12 protein-coding genes are annotated in these 12,700 nt (G+C 55.4%); 9 read left to right on the top strand and 3 right to left on the bottom strand.

Annotation, left to right across the window (positions count from 1 at the left end; all coding sequences use genetic code 11):
- Positions 1 to 15 precede the first annotated feature (15 nt).
- On the top strand, positions 16 to 1,374 hold the full coding sequence (locus ACEWZM_RS09285) for a lytic murein transglycosylase (RefSeq protein ID WP_414006155.1): 1,359 nt from the start codon (positions 16 to 18) through the stop codon (positions 1,372 to 1,374).
- An 11-nt stretch (positions 1,375 to 1,385) separates the two neighbouring features.
- Here the strand turns inward: ACEWZM_RS09285 and ubiB are convergent, their stop codons facing one another.
- A complete protein-coding gene (gene ubiB / locus ACEWZM_RS09280) occupies positions 1,386 to 2,921 on the bottom strand; it encodes a 2-polyprenylphenol 6-hydroxylase (protein WP_414006154.1) in 1,536 nt (511 codons plus the stop codon).
- A gap of 3 nt (positions 2,922 to 2,924) precedes the next feature.
- Entirely contained in the window at positions 2,925 to 3,677 is a 753-nt protein-coding gene (gene ubiE, locus ACEWZM_RS09275) for a bifunctional demethylmenaquinone methyltransferase/2-methoxy-6-polyprenyl-1,4-benzoquinol methylase UbiE (RefSeq protein ID WP_414006153.1), read from the bottom strand.
- 105 nt (positions 3,678 to 3,782) lie between these two features.
- On the opposite strand from ubiE, the gene mutM reads away from it, so the two are divergent.
- From mutM to ACEWZM_RS09240, 7 genes are all read left to right on the top strand, one after another.
- Positions 3,783 to 4,634, top strand: a complete 852-nt coding sequence (gene mutM / locus ACEWZM_RS09270; RefSeq protein WP_414006152.1) for a bifunctional DNA-formamidopyrimidine glycosylase/DNA-(apurinic or apyrimidinic site) lyase — start codon at positions 3,783 to 3,785, stop codon at positions 4,632 to 4,634.
- A gap of 64 nt (positions 4,635 to 4,698) precedes the next feature.
- The gene (locus tag ACEWZM_RS09265) at positions 4,699 to 5,475 is read left to right on the top strand and encodes an enoyl-CoA hydratase (protein WP_414006151.1); all 777 of its coding nucleotides are present in this window, start codon (positions 4,699 to 4,701) and stop codon (positions 5,473 to 5,475) included.
- A 268-nt stretch (positions 5,476 to 5,743) separates the two neighbouring features.
- Positions 5,744 to 6,007, top strand: coding sequence for a 30S ribosomal protein S20 (gene rpsT, locus ACEWZM_RS09260; RefSeq protein ID WP_414006150.1), 264 nt, complete (start codon positions 5,744 to 5,746; stop codon positions 6,005 to 6,007).
- A 626-nt stretch (positions 6,008 to 6,633) separates the two neighbouring features.
- Entirely contained in the window at positions 6,634 to 8,058 is a 1,425-nt protein-coding gene (gene dnaA, locus ACEWZM_RS09255; RefSeq protein ID WP_414006149.1) for a chromosomal replication initiator protein DnaA, read from the top strand.
- A gap of 344 nt (positions 8,059 to 8,402) precedes the next feature.
- Positions 8,403 to 9,524, top strand: a complete 1,122-nt coding sequence (gene dnaN, locus ACEWZM_RS09250; RefSeq protein ID WP_414006148.1) for a DNA polymerase III subunit beta — start codon at positions 8,403 to 8,405, stop codon at positions 9,522 to 9,524.
- A 98-nt stretch (positions 9,525 to 9,622) separates the two neighbouring features.
- Entirely contained in the window at positions 9,623 to 10,720 is a 1,098-nt protein-coding gene (recF, locus tag ACEWZM_RS09245; RefSeq protein ID WP_414006147.1) for a DNA replication/repair protein RecF, read from the top strand.
- Entirely contained in the window at positions 10,717 to 11,337 is a 621-nt protein-coding gene (locus ACEWZM_RS09240) for a LysE family translocator (RefSeq protein WP_414006146.1), read from the top strand. The genes recF and ACEWZM_RS09240 overlap by 4 nt, the downstream gene beginning before the upstream one ends.
- A gap of 18 nt (positions 11,338 to 11,355) precedes the next feature.
- On the opposite strand, the gene ACEWZM_RS09235 is transcribed toward ACEWZM_RS09240, so the two are convergent.
- Positions 11,356 to 11,955 carry a TetR/AcrR family transcriptional regulator gene (locus ACEWZM_RS09235; protein ID WP_414006145.1) on the bottom strand — a complete coding sequence of 200 codons (600 nt, stop codon included), beginning with the start codon at positions 11,953 to 11,955 and terminating at the stop codon, positions 11,356 to 11,358.
- Positions 11,956 to 12,056: 101 nt separating this feature from the next.
- Here ACEWZM_RS09235 and ACEWZM_RS09230 point away from each other — a divergent pair, with 101 nt between their 5' ends.
- Positions 12,057 to 12,650: an NAD(P)H-dependent oxidoreductase gene (locus ACEWZM_RS09230; protein WP_414006144.1), complete on the top strand. Its 594-nt coding sequence runs from the start codon at positions 12,057 to 12,059 to the stop codon at positions 12,648 to 12,650.
- Positions 12,651 to 12,700 lie beyond the last annotated feature (50 nt).

Genomic DNA, 12,700 nt, shown 5'->3' with positions numbered 1-12,700 from the left:
ATCCTGAATACTGCGATGGTTTTGAGTTTGATAGCCGCTGGCGGTTATGCTGGGGCAGATCCGTTGCCTGCGGCCGGACTACAGGTCGCGGCCATTGCGACTACCCAGCCGCCACAGGTCTCACTGCGCCCGATTTCGCGGCCAACGGGCTTGCCCGAAGCGGTTGCAAACTCGCTACGACCAAAAAAGCGCCCTGATACACGACAGGCGAATATTTCCCAGGTCCCAGATGCACCAAAGGTGCCGCCCGCCAAACAGCGCGCGTTTAAAGCTTGGATCACGGCCTTTCGCGCGCGCGCGCAGGCGCAGGGCATATCACGCGTGACCTTAGAGCGCGCATTTTCCGAGTTAACGTTTGACGCGGAGATCGTGCAGCGTGACGTCAATCAGTCAGAGTTTGTCACTCCAATCTGGACTTACCTGGCGCGAACAGTTTCAGACGCACGGGTTGAAAACGGAGAGGCGGCACTGCGTGATCATGCGGAGACGCTTTCAAGGATCGAAGCCAAATATGGGGTTGATAAAGAAGTCATCGCCGCCGTTTGGGGTATGGAAAGCAACTATGGCGGGTTTCGGGGCAAACGTGAGATTATCCGCTCCCTCGCGACATTGGCCTTTGACGGGCGTCGCGGTGCCTTTTTTGAAAGTCAGCTAATCGCCGCCTTACAGATTCTTCAGTCTGGTGATGTGACGCCGAAGGCGATGACAGGAAGCTGGGCAGGGGCTATGGGGCATACTCAGTTCATGCCAACGTCCTATCTTGCCTATGCGGTTGATTTCACCGGCGACGGCAAGCGCGATATATGGTCTGAGGATCCAACCGATGCACTGGCCTCAACGGCTGCGTATCTTAAGCGGTTCGGATGGATAAAGGGGCAACCTTGGGGAGTGGAAGTTCGTCTGCCAGCGGGCTTCGACTATGCCCAAGCGGATCGTAAGATTGTCAAATCCGCGCAATCCTGGAGGCAACTGAGGATCACCACCGCCGACGGTCGTCGCCTGCCGGACCATGGAGAGGGTGCCTTACTGCTGCCGGCAGGCGCAAATGGTGCCGCGTTTATCGTCTATCGGAACTTCTCAGTCATTGAGCGTTACAATGTTGCAGATGCCTATGTGATTGGCGTGGGTCATTTGAGTGACCGGTTGCGTGGTGGTGAGCCTATCCGTGCCAGCTGGCCCGAGGACAATCGTCCGCTATCGTTTAAGGAACGGCGCGAACTTCAACAACGATTGACCGGTGCTGGTTATGGGACCGGCGGGGCGGACGGGAGGATCGGACCAAAAACCCGCGCCGCATTGCGTGCCTATCAGCTGGCGACGGGTCTGACACCTGATGGATACCCGTCGCTAACGGTGTTGCAGCGTCTGCGGTAACGTTCTTAGGCCTAGCTGAACGCCGCGGCCGCAAAGGCAATAGCGATCCCCAGACCCAAACCACATAGGCCGGGGATAGCCCAACTGGCTGCTGACTTGCGGCTAGTGCGGTCGTCCGCTTCTTGTGTCTGCGCGATCAGCGCCTGTTCTACCAATGCCGGAAGGCGCGGGCCGAAACGGGCCATTACCTTGGCCGTGCTCATCAAATCGCTCACCACGGCGCGGGGGCCGATGGATTTCTTGATGTAATCTTCGACCACCGGATGGGCAGAGTTCCAGATGTTGATGTGTGGATCAAGCGACCGGGCCACACCTTCGACCACCACCATGGTCCGCTGTAGCAGGATCAGTTCTGTCCGGGTTTCCATGCCAAAGCGTTCGGTCACTTCAAACAGGTAGTTAAGCAAACGCCCCATGGAAATATGGGTGGCGTCCATACCAAAAATCGGTTCACCAACGGCGCGTAGCGCACGGGCAAACTCATCCACATCACGATCAGCAGGGACATAACCCGCCTCGAAATGCACTTCAGCGACGCGCTTGTAGTCGCGTTTGATAAATCCAAATAGGATCTCGGCGTAGACGCGACGGGTGTATTCGTCGATATGCCCCATGATGCCAAAATCATAGGCGATGATATCACCGTTAGCCGCTACTTTCAGATTACCCTGATGCATATCGGCATGAAAATATCCGTCGCGTAGCGCGTGTTGCAGAAACAATGAGAGCACTCGCTCAGCCAGCACGCTGCGATCATGACCGGCGGCATCCAATGCAGCATTGTCGCCTAGCGGCAGCCCGTCTGCCCAGCCCAGTGTCATCATCCGGCGCGCGGAGTGATTCCATAGGATTTCCGGCAGCTGAAAGCCTTCATCATTCTTTGTATTGGCAGCGAATTCTGAGGCAGCCGCGCTTTCTAACCGCAGATCCAGCTCCCCCTGTACCACGCCATCAAAATGCTTGATCACATCCATTGGTTTGAGGCGACGTGCCCCTGGGGCAAACAGATCGGCAATACGCGCTGCGAAGTAAAATGCGTCCACATCTTTGCGGAATGCGCGTTCGATACCGGGGCGCAGCACCTTCACGGCTACTTCGCGATCGCTGTCCACAAGGCGGGCGTGGTGCACCTGCGCTATGGAGGCGGCCGCAATCGGCTCGCTGAACTCGGAATAGATCTGGTCAACAGGCTGTCCCAGTTCCTGCTCTACCTCCGCCATCGCTTCGTCGCGGGAAAACGGCGGCAATTTATCCTGCAAGACCCGCAACTGTAGGGCGAGATCATCCCCGACCACATCAGGGCGGGTGGAAAGAACCTGACCGAATTTGATGTAAGCTGGCCCAAGCGCAGTCAGCGCACGGGTAGCGGGTGGCATGGTTGGATCACCCTTGTAGCCCAGCCATTTAAATGGCCAGCCCAGAGTGTGGGCGAGAATACGAAGCGGTTTTGGTGCCTCAAACGCATCAAGTACAACGTTCATCGCACCGGTACGTTCGAACGTAGCGCCTGTGCGAATCAGGCGGATAATATTATGGGGCCCACGCATGGATCAGATCTTCCAGCCAGAGTGCAGCGCGGCAATTCCCAACGACAAGTTGCGGTATTTGGCGTTGGCAAAGCCTGCGTCGCGTAGCATCGTAAGAAATGTGTCCTGATCGGGAAAGTTGCGGATCGATTCGACCAGATACTGGTAGCTGTCGTAATCATTCGCAATCATCTGACCCATCCGGGGAATCACGTTGAAAGAGTACAGATCATAAGCCTTTTGCATTGTCGGATTGGGCAATTGGCTGAATTCAAGCACCATCAGACGGCCACCGGGCTTTAGTACGCGGTAGGCTTCTTTCAGTGCTTCTTGCGGGCGGGTGACGTTCCGAATGCCAAATGAGATCGTGTAGACATCGAAAGTATTGTCTTTGAAAGGCAGGGCCATCGCATCCCCGGTGACCCAGTCCAGGCTATCCGCCATTTGCTCGGCCTCGGCGCGTTTGCGCCCTTCCTGCAACATTGGTGCTGTCAGGTCCAGTACGGTTGAATGCCCATAGCCTGCGCGTTTCAGGAAGCGGAAAGATATATCGCCGGTACCGCCTGCTACATCCAGCAACCGCTGGCCGGGGCGCGGTGATAGCCAGTCCATCATCGCATCCTTCCAGATGCGGTGAATGCCCATACTCATGACATCGTTCATAACGTCGTATTTTGACGCAACCGAATTGAACACGCCCTGCACGCGCCCTGCCTTTTCTGACTCTGGCACGGTTTCGAAACCAAAATGGGTGGTATCTTCAGATCTCTGGGTCATGCGGCTTGCCGTTTGTTGTGTGTCGCCCCAGTTATAGGGCGCTGAGAGGGCGGCACAATGCGGCCCTTCGGCCCTATGTGTGTCCTAGCTGTCAGGAGGGATGTAATGCCAGAATTGCCCGAGGTCGAGACGGTGCGCCGCGGATTGTCCCCAGCAATGGAGGGCGCGGTGATTGAAAAGGCCGCAGTAAACCGCCCGGACCTCCGCTGGCCCTTTCCCGAACGTATGGCAGAACGGCTGACCGGCAGACGTGTCAACGCGCTCCGGCGACGGTCAAAATATCTCCTGGTGGATCTGGACAGCGGCGAGACATTGCTGGTGCATTTGGGGATGTCAGGGCGGATGACTGTCTCTGGTGATCCGCTGGGGCAGTTTGTTCATGACCACCCGCAGGCGCAGAAACATGATCACGTCGTGTTCGATATGGACAATGGAGCCCGGATAACTTTCAACGACCCGCGACGCTTTGGCGCTATGGATCTGCTGGAAACAGCAACTGCGGATCAGCACAAGCTGCTGGCGGTCTTGGGGCCGGAACCTCTTGGCAACGCCTTTCATCAAGATCACCTGATTTCTGCCTTCAAAGGGCGCAACACGCCGGTTAAATCGGCGCTGTTGGATCAGGGAATCATCGCCGGTCTCGGCAACATCTACGTCTGCGAAGCGCTCTTTCGCGCTGGAATCTCTCCCCGGCGCAAAGCTGGGCAGATCGCCGCGCAGCGAGTTGCCGCGCTGGTTCCGATCATCAAGGAGGTTTTGGCGGACGCGATTCAGGCCGGTGGTTCGTCTCTCAAAGATTTTCGCCAAGCTGATGGAGAACTTGGATATTTTCAGCATAGCTTTGATGTGTATGGTCGTGAGGGAGCCCCATGCAAACGAGGGGGATGTGACGGAACGGTAGCACGACTGACCCAATCCGGACGATCATCCTTCTACTGTGGCAAATGCCAAAGATAGCTTGAATGCAATGTGTCGCGTGATAATGACTCTTCCCTGAACGGAACAACCGAAAGCGAAAACCATGGCCTATGAGACGATCAACGTCGAAGTGCAGGACCACGTTTGCCAAATTAAACTGAACCGCCCCGAAGCGTTGAACGCGCTCAACTCTGAGCTTTTGAGTGAACTTTGCAAAGCCCTTGAAGAGGCCGATGCCAGCGACAAGGTGCGCTGTATCGTTCTGACCGGTTCTGAAAAGGCTTTCGCGGCAGGTGCCGACATCAAGGAAATGTCGCAAAAGGGCTTCACTGAGGTTTTCTCGACCAACTTGTTTGCAGGTGTGAACGATCGTATTTGTGCGATCCGCAAGCCGATCATTGCAGCCGTTGCTGGCTATGCTCTGGGCGGCGGATGTGAACTGGCGATGCTGTGCGATTTCATTATTGCAGCTGACACAGCCAAATTCGGCCAACCTGAAATCAATCTGGGTGTCATCGCCGGTATTGGTGGTACCCAGCGTCTGACCCGCTTCGTTGGGAAGTCCAAATCCATGGATATGAACCTGACAGGCCGTTTCATGAATGCAGAAGAGGCAGAAAGAGCTGGTCTGGTCTCTCGTGTGGTGCCAGCCAAGAAGCTATTGGATGAAGCCACAGCCGCTGCGAGCAAGATTGCAGAAAAATCCTTGCTGACGACTATGGCGGTCAAGGAAACTGTGAACCGCAGCTACGAGCTGTCGCTTAACGAAGGCCTGTTGTTTGAACGTCGTGTGTTCCACTCGATGTTTGCCACGGAAGACCAGAAGGAGGGCATGGCGGCCTTCCTAGAAAAGCGGGAAGCTCAATTCCGCGACAAATAAATTCGGTCTCTTTCATAGATAACGCATCGAAATATCGAAGGGCAGGCGCAGTCGTCTGCCCTCTTTTACAAGAGTCTCCAGTACCCACCCATACACTGAGAGCCTGTCCAGTCTGACATGGCTTGCATTCATCCAGCTTTATCGCTACTACCCGCCGCCATACATGCGCGTGCAGCCCGCTTGGCTAGAATCACACCGGTGGATAGGATCCGGGTTCGGCTGGCATTGCGCCTATTTAAAACACGAAACCAAAGTTAGGTCCTAATCCATGGCAAATACGCCTCAGGCAAAAAAGCGCGCCCGTCAGAACGAGAAACGCTTTGCAGTCAACAAAGCCCGTCGTTCGCGCATCCGTACCTTCCTGCGTAAAGCTGAAGAAGCCATCGCATCCGGCGATAAAGACGCCGCAGCAGAAGCCGTACGTGCCGCTCAGCCCGAGCTGATGCGTGGTGTGACCAAAGGCGTTTATCACAAGAACACAGCGTCGCGGAAAATCTCCCGCCTGACCGCGCGGGTTAAAGCGCTAGGCTAAACCCGGGTCATAGACCGGGCCATTGCCCGATCTATCCAGGTAATTCTGACAGACTACTGATTCCACTTCACCCGAGGTTGGCAGGTCGTCAGCAAGTCGCAAAATAGTTAAAGGCGTCGCGTTCTGCGGCGCCTTTTGCATTTTGGTCACAACTCGTGCGGTGACTAGGGGCATAGGGGATTCTTTATGAACAATCCCTGAGTCAACATCATAGTTTCGTTGCTGCGACCCCAACCGAATTGCTACCACTGTTACAGCGATTCACTCGCTGGGGGGACAGGCTGCTCGCGGTATCCTTGAAGGGACTCAAGGAAACTGGTTGCGCGCTGGTACACACGCATATCTATGCTTAGTGCACCACGTTCCCGCTGTATTTCTGGGGCAATCCAGACGGCGGGCCTGTTCCAATTGTGTATGTATTTGGTTCGTCTATTTCACCGCCGCAAATCTACTTGCGGGTTGATATTTGCGACCCTGAACTTTGCCTTCTGCAAGGCAGTGCTGACCCATCTGCGGGCCAGTACACACATCAACTGTGTGTGAACGCAGTCTGGATTTGGGCCAGGCTGGGGATGAAACAAGAGGCCAAATAAGGGCCGATGCTATTGGGATGCGTGAGGCGCAGAATGACGGAAGAAAACTGGGGACGGCTAAGACAGCGTTTGTTGAAAACGGTAGGGCAAAATAACTTTACGACCTGGATTGAACCTCTGGAGTTTACCCGCGTGGATGATGGTGTTGCCATCTTCAACGTGCCGACGAACTTCATGGGTAACTACGTCAGCCAGAACTTTGCTGACCTGATCTTGCATGAATTGAATATGTCAGGTGAACCTGTGCAACGTCTGGCCTTTAAGGTTGCGGCCAATACCGCTGCGCGCCCGACGTTGGCCAGTGCGGCCGGATCATCTGATGATCAGCCAGCGAGAGATTTGGACGACGAAGCAGTGACGGATCTGCCCCGCACCGGCACCGGTCGTCCTTCCGCGATCAAGGATCAGGGCGAGACTTTGCAGGCTGCCCCGCTCGATCCGCGGTTTACCTTCGACAGCTTTGTCGTGGGCAAACCCAATGAGTTGGCTCATGCTGCCGCGCGCCGCGTTGCTGAGGGGGGGCCAGTTACCTTTAACCCGCTCGTGCTCTACGGTGGTGTCGGGTTGGGTAAGACACACCTGATGCATGCGATCGCTTGGGAGCTTACAGCACGTAACCCCGATCTGAACGTTCTTTATCTGTCGGCTGAACAGTTTATGTACCGCTTTGTTCAGGCACTTCGTGAACGCAAGATGATGGACTTCAAACACCTGTTCCGTTCAGTGGATGTTCTGATGGTTGATGACGTTCAATTCATTGCTGGTAAAGATTCTACTCAAGAAGAGTTCTTTCACACCTTCAATGCGTTAGTAGATCAGAACAAGCAGATCATCATATCCGCAGATCGCGCCCCCGGTGAGATCAAGGATCTTGAGGATCGCGTCCGGTCGCGTCTGCAATGTGGTCTTGTGGTCGACTTGCATCCAACCGACTACGAACTGCGTCTTGGCATTCTGCAGTCTAAAGTGGCGCAGCAGATGATGACCTATCCCGATTTGCGCATTTCGGACGGGGTGCTGGAATTCCTGGCTCATCGGATCTCAACCAATGTGCGAGTGCTCGAAGGCGCGCTAACCCGGCTTTTTGCTTTTGCTTCTTTGGTAGGTCGCGAGATCGACATGGAACTGACTCAGGACTGTCTGGCGGATGTTCTGCGCGCTTCCGAGCGTAAGATCACCGTCGAAGAGATTCAGCGCAAGGTGTCGGAATACTACAACATTCGCATGTCCGATATCATCGGTCCCAAGCGGTTGCGGTCTTATGCCCGTCCGCGTCAGGTGGCTATGTATTTGTGCAAACAGTTGACCAGCCGGAGCCTGCCAGAGATCGGTCGCCGCTTTGGTGGGCGGGATCATACCACGGTCATGCACGGTGTACGTCGCATTGAGGAGCTGAAGACAATCGACGGCCAGATTGCTGAAGATGTCGAAATGCTGCGTCGTTCACTGGAGGCTTGATATCTCGGTTGTGCCAACAAGCCCTAGGTTGGCACTTGCGGTCTGAATAGTCTGATCGCACCGGGTATGGCTCCTGCGTCGCATACCCAATAACCCCTTGAATACCCCGGCTTGTCCGGGGTCTTTTCCCTTCCAATAAGGAGGGAGACAGGTGGTTGGTGGTGTTGCAACGCGAAGAGGTATGCCATGCTAGAGAGACACGCTTTTGCGGGATAAATCCAGTAAGGGGGCATCCGCCCTTGACGCTGCGGGCAATCCCTTGGACAAATCCATAAAAAGCCTTGTGCCGAAGGGGTAAAGCGTTACTTTGCTTCTCCCGGCCAGACGTTAGAGGACTTAGGGACATGAAGATCAGCATCGAACGCGGCACCCTGTTGAAGGCTGTGGCTCAGGCCCAGTCGGTTGTCGAGCGCCGCAATACCATTCCGATCCTGGCAAATGTGCTGATTGAGGCAGAAGGGGACATCGTTCAGTTCCGTGCCACCGATCTGGATATCGAGGTGGTCGACAAAGCTCCGGCTCAGGTCGAACGTGCGGGGGCTACGACGGTCGCCGCCACGACCTTGCATGAGATCGTACGTAAACTACCCGATGGTGCGCTTGTAACCCTGACTGCGGATGCCGCCAGTGGCCGTCTCACAGTTGAGGCAGGGCGCTCCAACTTCTCGTTGGCAACGCTGCCGCGCGAAGATTTCCCGGTGATGGCCTCATCAGAGTATCATTCAAACTTTACAGCCAACGCGGCGATGCTTCAGCGATTGTTCGACAAGTCGAAGTTTGCAATCTCTACTGAGGAAACAAGATATTATCTGAACGGCGTTTATATGCACGTTGCCGATGGTGTTGAGGGAGGCAAGGCACTGCGCTGTGTGGCTACCGATGGCCACCGTCTGGCGCGGATCGATGCCAACCTGCCGATGGGTGCTGAGGATATGCCCGGCGTGATTGTGCCGCGAAAGACTGTTGGCGAATTGCGCAAGCTTTTGGATGACGACGAGATGGATATCGCGGTTTCTGTTTCCGAGACCAAAGTGCGTTTTGCCACACCTAATATCACTCTGACATCGAAGGTGATTGACGGTACCTTCCCGGATTATACACGGGTTATCCCCGCTGGTAACACGCGCCGTCTGGAAGTGGACGCAGGTGAGTTTGCGCGTGCTGTAGACCGCGTTGCCACCGTATCATCTGAGCGCTCTCGCGCGGTTAAGTTGCAGCTGGACGAGGATCGATTGATCCTGTCGGTCAATGCACCTGACAGCGGTGCCGCTGAGGAAGAACTGGCTGTGGCCTATCGTGATGAGCGGTTGGAAATTGGGTTTAATGCCAAATACCTGTTGGAAATTGCCAATCAGGTAGATCGTGAAAACGCGGTCTTTATGTTCAATTCTTCCGGAGACCCGACCTTGATGCGTGAAGGCAGCGATGAAAGCGCTGTCTACGTCGTGATGCCAATGCGGGTTTGACGTGGCTGATGATGCAGCCTCCTCACTTGGCGGTTAGCCGATCAGCCGCTCATGAGGGATGAGAGTATTTTTGGAAAGATGACATCGGACCCCGCCCCATGCTGGCGTTGACTGATCTTACACTGTCGCACTTCCGCTCGCATTTGCGGGCGGATTTGCATTTGGATGGGCGACCTGTTGCCATTCACGGCTCTAATGGTGCAGGCAAAACCAACATACTGGAAGCGGTATCTCTGTTTTCGCCTGGGCGCGGCCTGCGGCGGGCGAGTGCTGCGGATATGGCGCGCCGACCTGAGGCTTTGGGCTGGAAACTTAAGGGGCAGCTGACGTCTGTTCGCCGGGTCTACGAGGTTGAGACTTGGTCCGAAGGTGGTAAGGCGCGACAGGTCAAGATCGACAATAAATCCGCCAGCCAGATCGATCTGGGCCAGATTTGTCGGGTAGTTTGGTTGATTCCAGCCATGGACCGGCTGTGGATCGAGGCAGCAGAGGGGCGGCGGCGATTTTTGGATCGTATCGTGCTCAGCTTTGATCCCGGTCATGCCGAAGCGACTCTGATTTATGAGAAAGCGATGCGTGAACGCAATCGCCTGCTTAAGGAGCAGATCCGCGATGCGGCGTGGTACAGGGTTCTGGAAACGCAAATGGCTGACAGCGGACACCGCATCCACGCAGCACGGACAGCGGCGGTGGATCGCCTGCGGATGGCGCAATCTGCGGCAGAAACGGCCTTCCCTGCGGCCGAACTTGAGCTGATCCAATCCGACGGTGGGCTGCCTGACAATGCCGAAGATCTGCGGGACGCTTTGGAAGAAGGGCGTTTTCGGGACCTTGCAGCGGGGCGTACATTATTGGGTCCACATCGCACGGACTTACTTGGCACTTATGAAGCCAAGGCCGTGCCTGCGCGTGACTGTTCCACAGGCGAGCAAAAGGCGCTGCTGGTCTCGCTAATTCTGGCCAATGCGCGTGCCTTGATCGCAGAAGGCGGTGCGCCGCCAATTCTGCTTCTGGATGAAGTTTCGGCGCATCTTGATGTGACCCGGCGGGCGGCTCTGTATCAGGAGATTGTGACATTGGGCGCACAGGCGTGGATGACCGGCACAGGCCCCGAGTTGTTTAATGAATTTGAAGGGAAGGCCCAGATGCTCACAGTGAACGAGAGCGCCTCAGGCTCTGAAGTGGCAATGGGGTGAGTGTCTCTGTCTGGGATTTGACCCTTTATGCGGGCGGGTTGTTTGTGCTGTTTCTGACACCAGGCCCGGTTTGGTTGGCTGTTATGGCGCGTGCGATGTCTGGTGGGTTCAAGGCGGCCTGGCCTCTGGCGGTTGGTGTTGCCTGCGGCGATATCCTTTGGCCGCTGGTGGCGGTTGCAGGTGTGTCGTGGATCGTGTCTGAGATTGCCGGGTTGATGGAGATTCTGCGTTGGGTTGCCAGCGTAATGTTTCTGGTCATGGGCGGCATGTTGCTTCGTCACGCTGATGCCAGGATTGAGAGCGACAGCGCCCTGACGCGCCCTGGTGTTTGGGCCGGGTTCATTGCGGGTATCGCCGTCATTTTGGGAAACCCCAAGGCGATTCTGTTCTACATGGGCGTTTTGCCAGGTTTTTTTGATCTGACTGCGATCACTTGGTTGGATATATCCGCCATTGTGGTTCTGTCATTTTTGGTGCCGTTTGCGGGCAACCTCTGCATGGCGGGGCTGGTACACCGGGTGCGTTGGCACATTACGTCACCTTCAGTCCTACGTCGCATCAACATCGTGTCGGGCTGTCTACTGATCGGCGTCGGTTGTCTGATTCCGCTTGTCTAATAAGGTCCTTGGCCTCGGCTATCCAACTGGCTGTTTCGCCAGCCACGGGGTCAGGTACTGCAACAGATCGTCACGAAAACTGCTGGGCGTGTCATGTGCCGCACAGAATGACAGGGCCAGTACGTGGTTGAGAAAGGCTTGCATTCCCTCGGCCAGAATTTCAGCAGGTTGATCCTGACGCAGCACATTATCTGCCTGTAGCCGGGCTACCCATTCAGACCATGTTGAAATCTGGCGGAAGAAGCTCTGTGTGATGATATCGTCGGTTTCTGTGCCCGTGGTACCGGAGTAGCGCAACAGCAGATCAAAGATCACGCGATCCTGTGCCACAAACTGAACCACTGGCAGCAATCGATCAATTAATGCGTCGAGTGTTTCTGGTGCGGGCTGGGCTTCGGTCTTGTCGAGAATGGCCATGATCCGAGGGCCAATCAGCGCTGCGATCAGACCGTTCTTATCGCCAAAATGCGAAAACAGCGTACCTTTGGCGACGCCTGCCTCAGCCACAACGTCTTCAACTCTCAGTCCGCTGTAACCCGATGTTGCGATCTGTGCAGTCGCTACATCCATCAGGCGCGCGCGGGTTTCTAGGCGGCGTTGTTGCGGTGCGCGGGGCATTGTGTCCTCATAAAAATGTGACCGTGGTCATATTTGTTTATTGACCATGGTCATTTTCACACTAAATTGACCTCAGTCACTTTTAGGATTCGGAGATCGATATGTCCACGCGAAAAATCATCATCTTCAATGGCCATCCTGCATCTAGCTCGCTGTCGAAATCGCTGTGTTCTGCTTATCAAACTGCTGCCGTAGGGGAGGGCCACCAAGTCCGCTACCACGATCTGTCTGCCATGAATTTCGACATCGATTATGGTCAGGCTGGATATCAGAACGCAAAGCCTCTGGAGCCAGATCTGGCGGTCTTTCTTGAAGATCTGGAGTGGGCCGATCATGTGGTTTTAGCCACGCCGATGTGGTGGGGGGCGCTACCGGCCAAGCTGAAGGGTGTCTTTGATCGTTCATTTCTGCCAGGATATGCCTTCGACACCCGAAATGTGAATTTTATCGGCCTTCCGGCACCTATGCTGACCGGAAAAACAGCCCGGGTATTACTGACCTCGGACACGTCGGCGCTGTGGCTGCGGTTGATTTACGGCAATGCGGTCAAGCGAGTTATCAGCAGTCAGATCTTGGGATTCGTCGGTATTAAACCAACGCGGTTCTCCTCCTTTGCGCCAGCGACAGACGCCTCCGAAGCAACGGTTAAATCATGGCTGCGTAAGGCTGCTGGACTGGGCGCCAAAGCAGCCTGATTACACTAAGAAAAAAAGGGGCTTGCGCGTGACATTCCCGGCTATACTGC

This window comes from Phaeobacter cretensis (assembly GCF_047372505.1).
GTDB lineage: Bacteria > Pseudomonadota > Alphaproteobacteria > Rhodobacterales > Rhodobacteraceae > Phaeobacter > Phaeobacter cretensis.
Note: the sequence above shows the minus strand (reverse complement) of the source record. Positions and strands in the feature narration are given on the sequence as shown.

What these genes read in the sequence shown, in the direction of transcription:
- ACEWZM_RS09285 (WP_414006155.1), top strand. Translation starts at nt 16, where the DNA reads ATGGTTTTGAGTTTGATAGCCGCTGGCGGTTATGCTGGGGCAGATCCG.
- ubiB (WP_414006154.1), bottom strand. Translation starts at nt 2,921, where the DNA reads ATGCGTGGGCCCCATAATATTATCCGCCTGATTCGCACAGGCGCTACG.
- ubiE (WP_414006153.1), bottom strand. Translation starts at nt 3,677, where the DNA reads ATGACCCAGAGATCTGAAGATACCACCCATTTTGGTTTCGAAACCGTG.
- mutM (WP_414006152.1), top strand. Translation starts at nt 3,783, where the DNA reads ATGCCAGAATTGCCCGAGGTCGAGACGGTGCGCCGCGGATTGTCCCCA.
- ACEWZM_RS09265 (WP_414006151.1), top strand. Translation starts at nt 4,699, where the DNA reads ATGGCCTATGAGACGATCAACGTCGAAGTGCAGGACCACGTTTGCCAA.
- rpsT (WP_414006150.1), top strand. Translation starts at nt 5,744, where the DNA reads ATGGCAAATACGCCTCAGGCAAAAAAGCGCGCCCGTCAGAACGAGAAA.
- dnaA (WP_414006149.1), top strand. Translation starts at nt 6,634, where the DNA reads ATGACGGAAGAAAACTGGGGACGGCTAAGACAGCGTTTGTTGAAAACG.
- dnaN (WP_414006148.1), top strand. Translation starts at nt 8,403, where the DNA reads ATGAAGATCAGCATCGAACGCGGCACCCTGTTGAAGGCTGTGGCTCAG.
- recF (WP_414006147.1), top strand. Translation starts at nt 9,623, where the DNA reads ATGCTGGCGTTGACTGATCTTACACTGTCGCACTTCCGCTCGCATTTG.
- ACEWZM_RS09235 (WP_414006145.1), bottom strand. Translation starts at nt 11,955, where the DNA reads ATGCCCCGCGCACCGCAACAACGCCGCCTAGAAACCCGCGCGCGCCTG.
- ACEWZM_RS09230 (WP_414006144.1), top strand. Translation starts at nt 12,057, where the DNA reads ATGTCCACGCGAAAAATCATCATCTTCAATGGCCATCCTGCATCTAGC.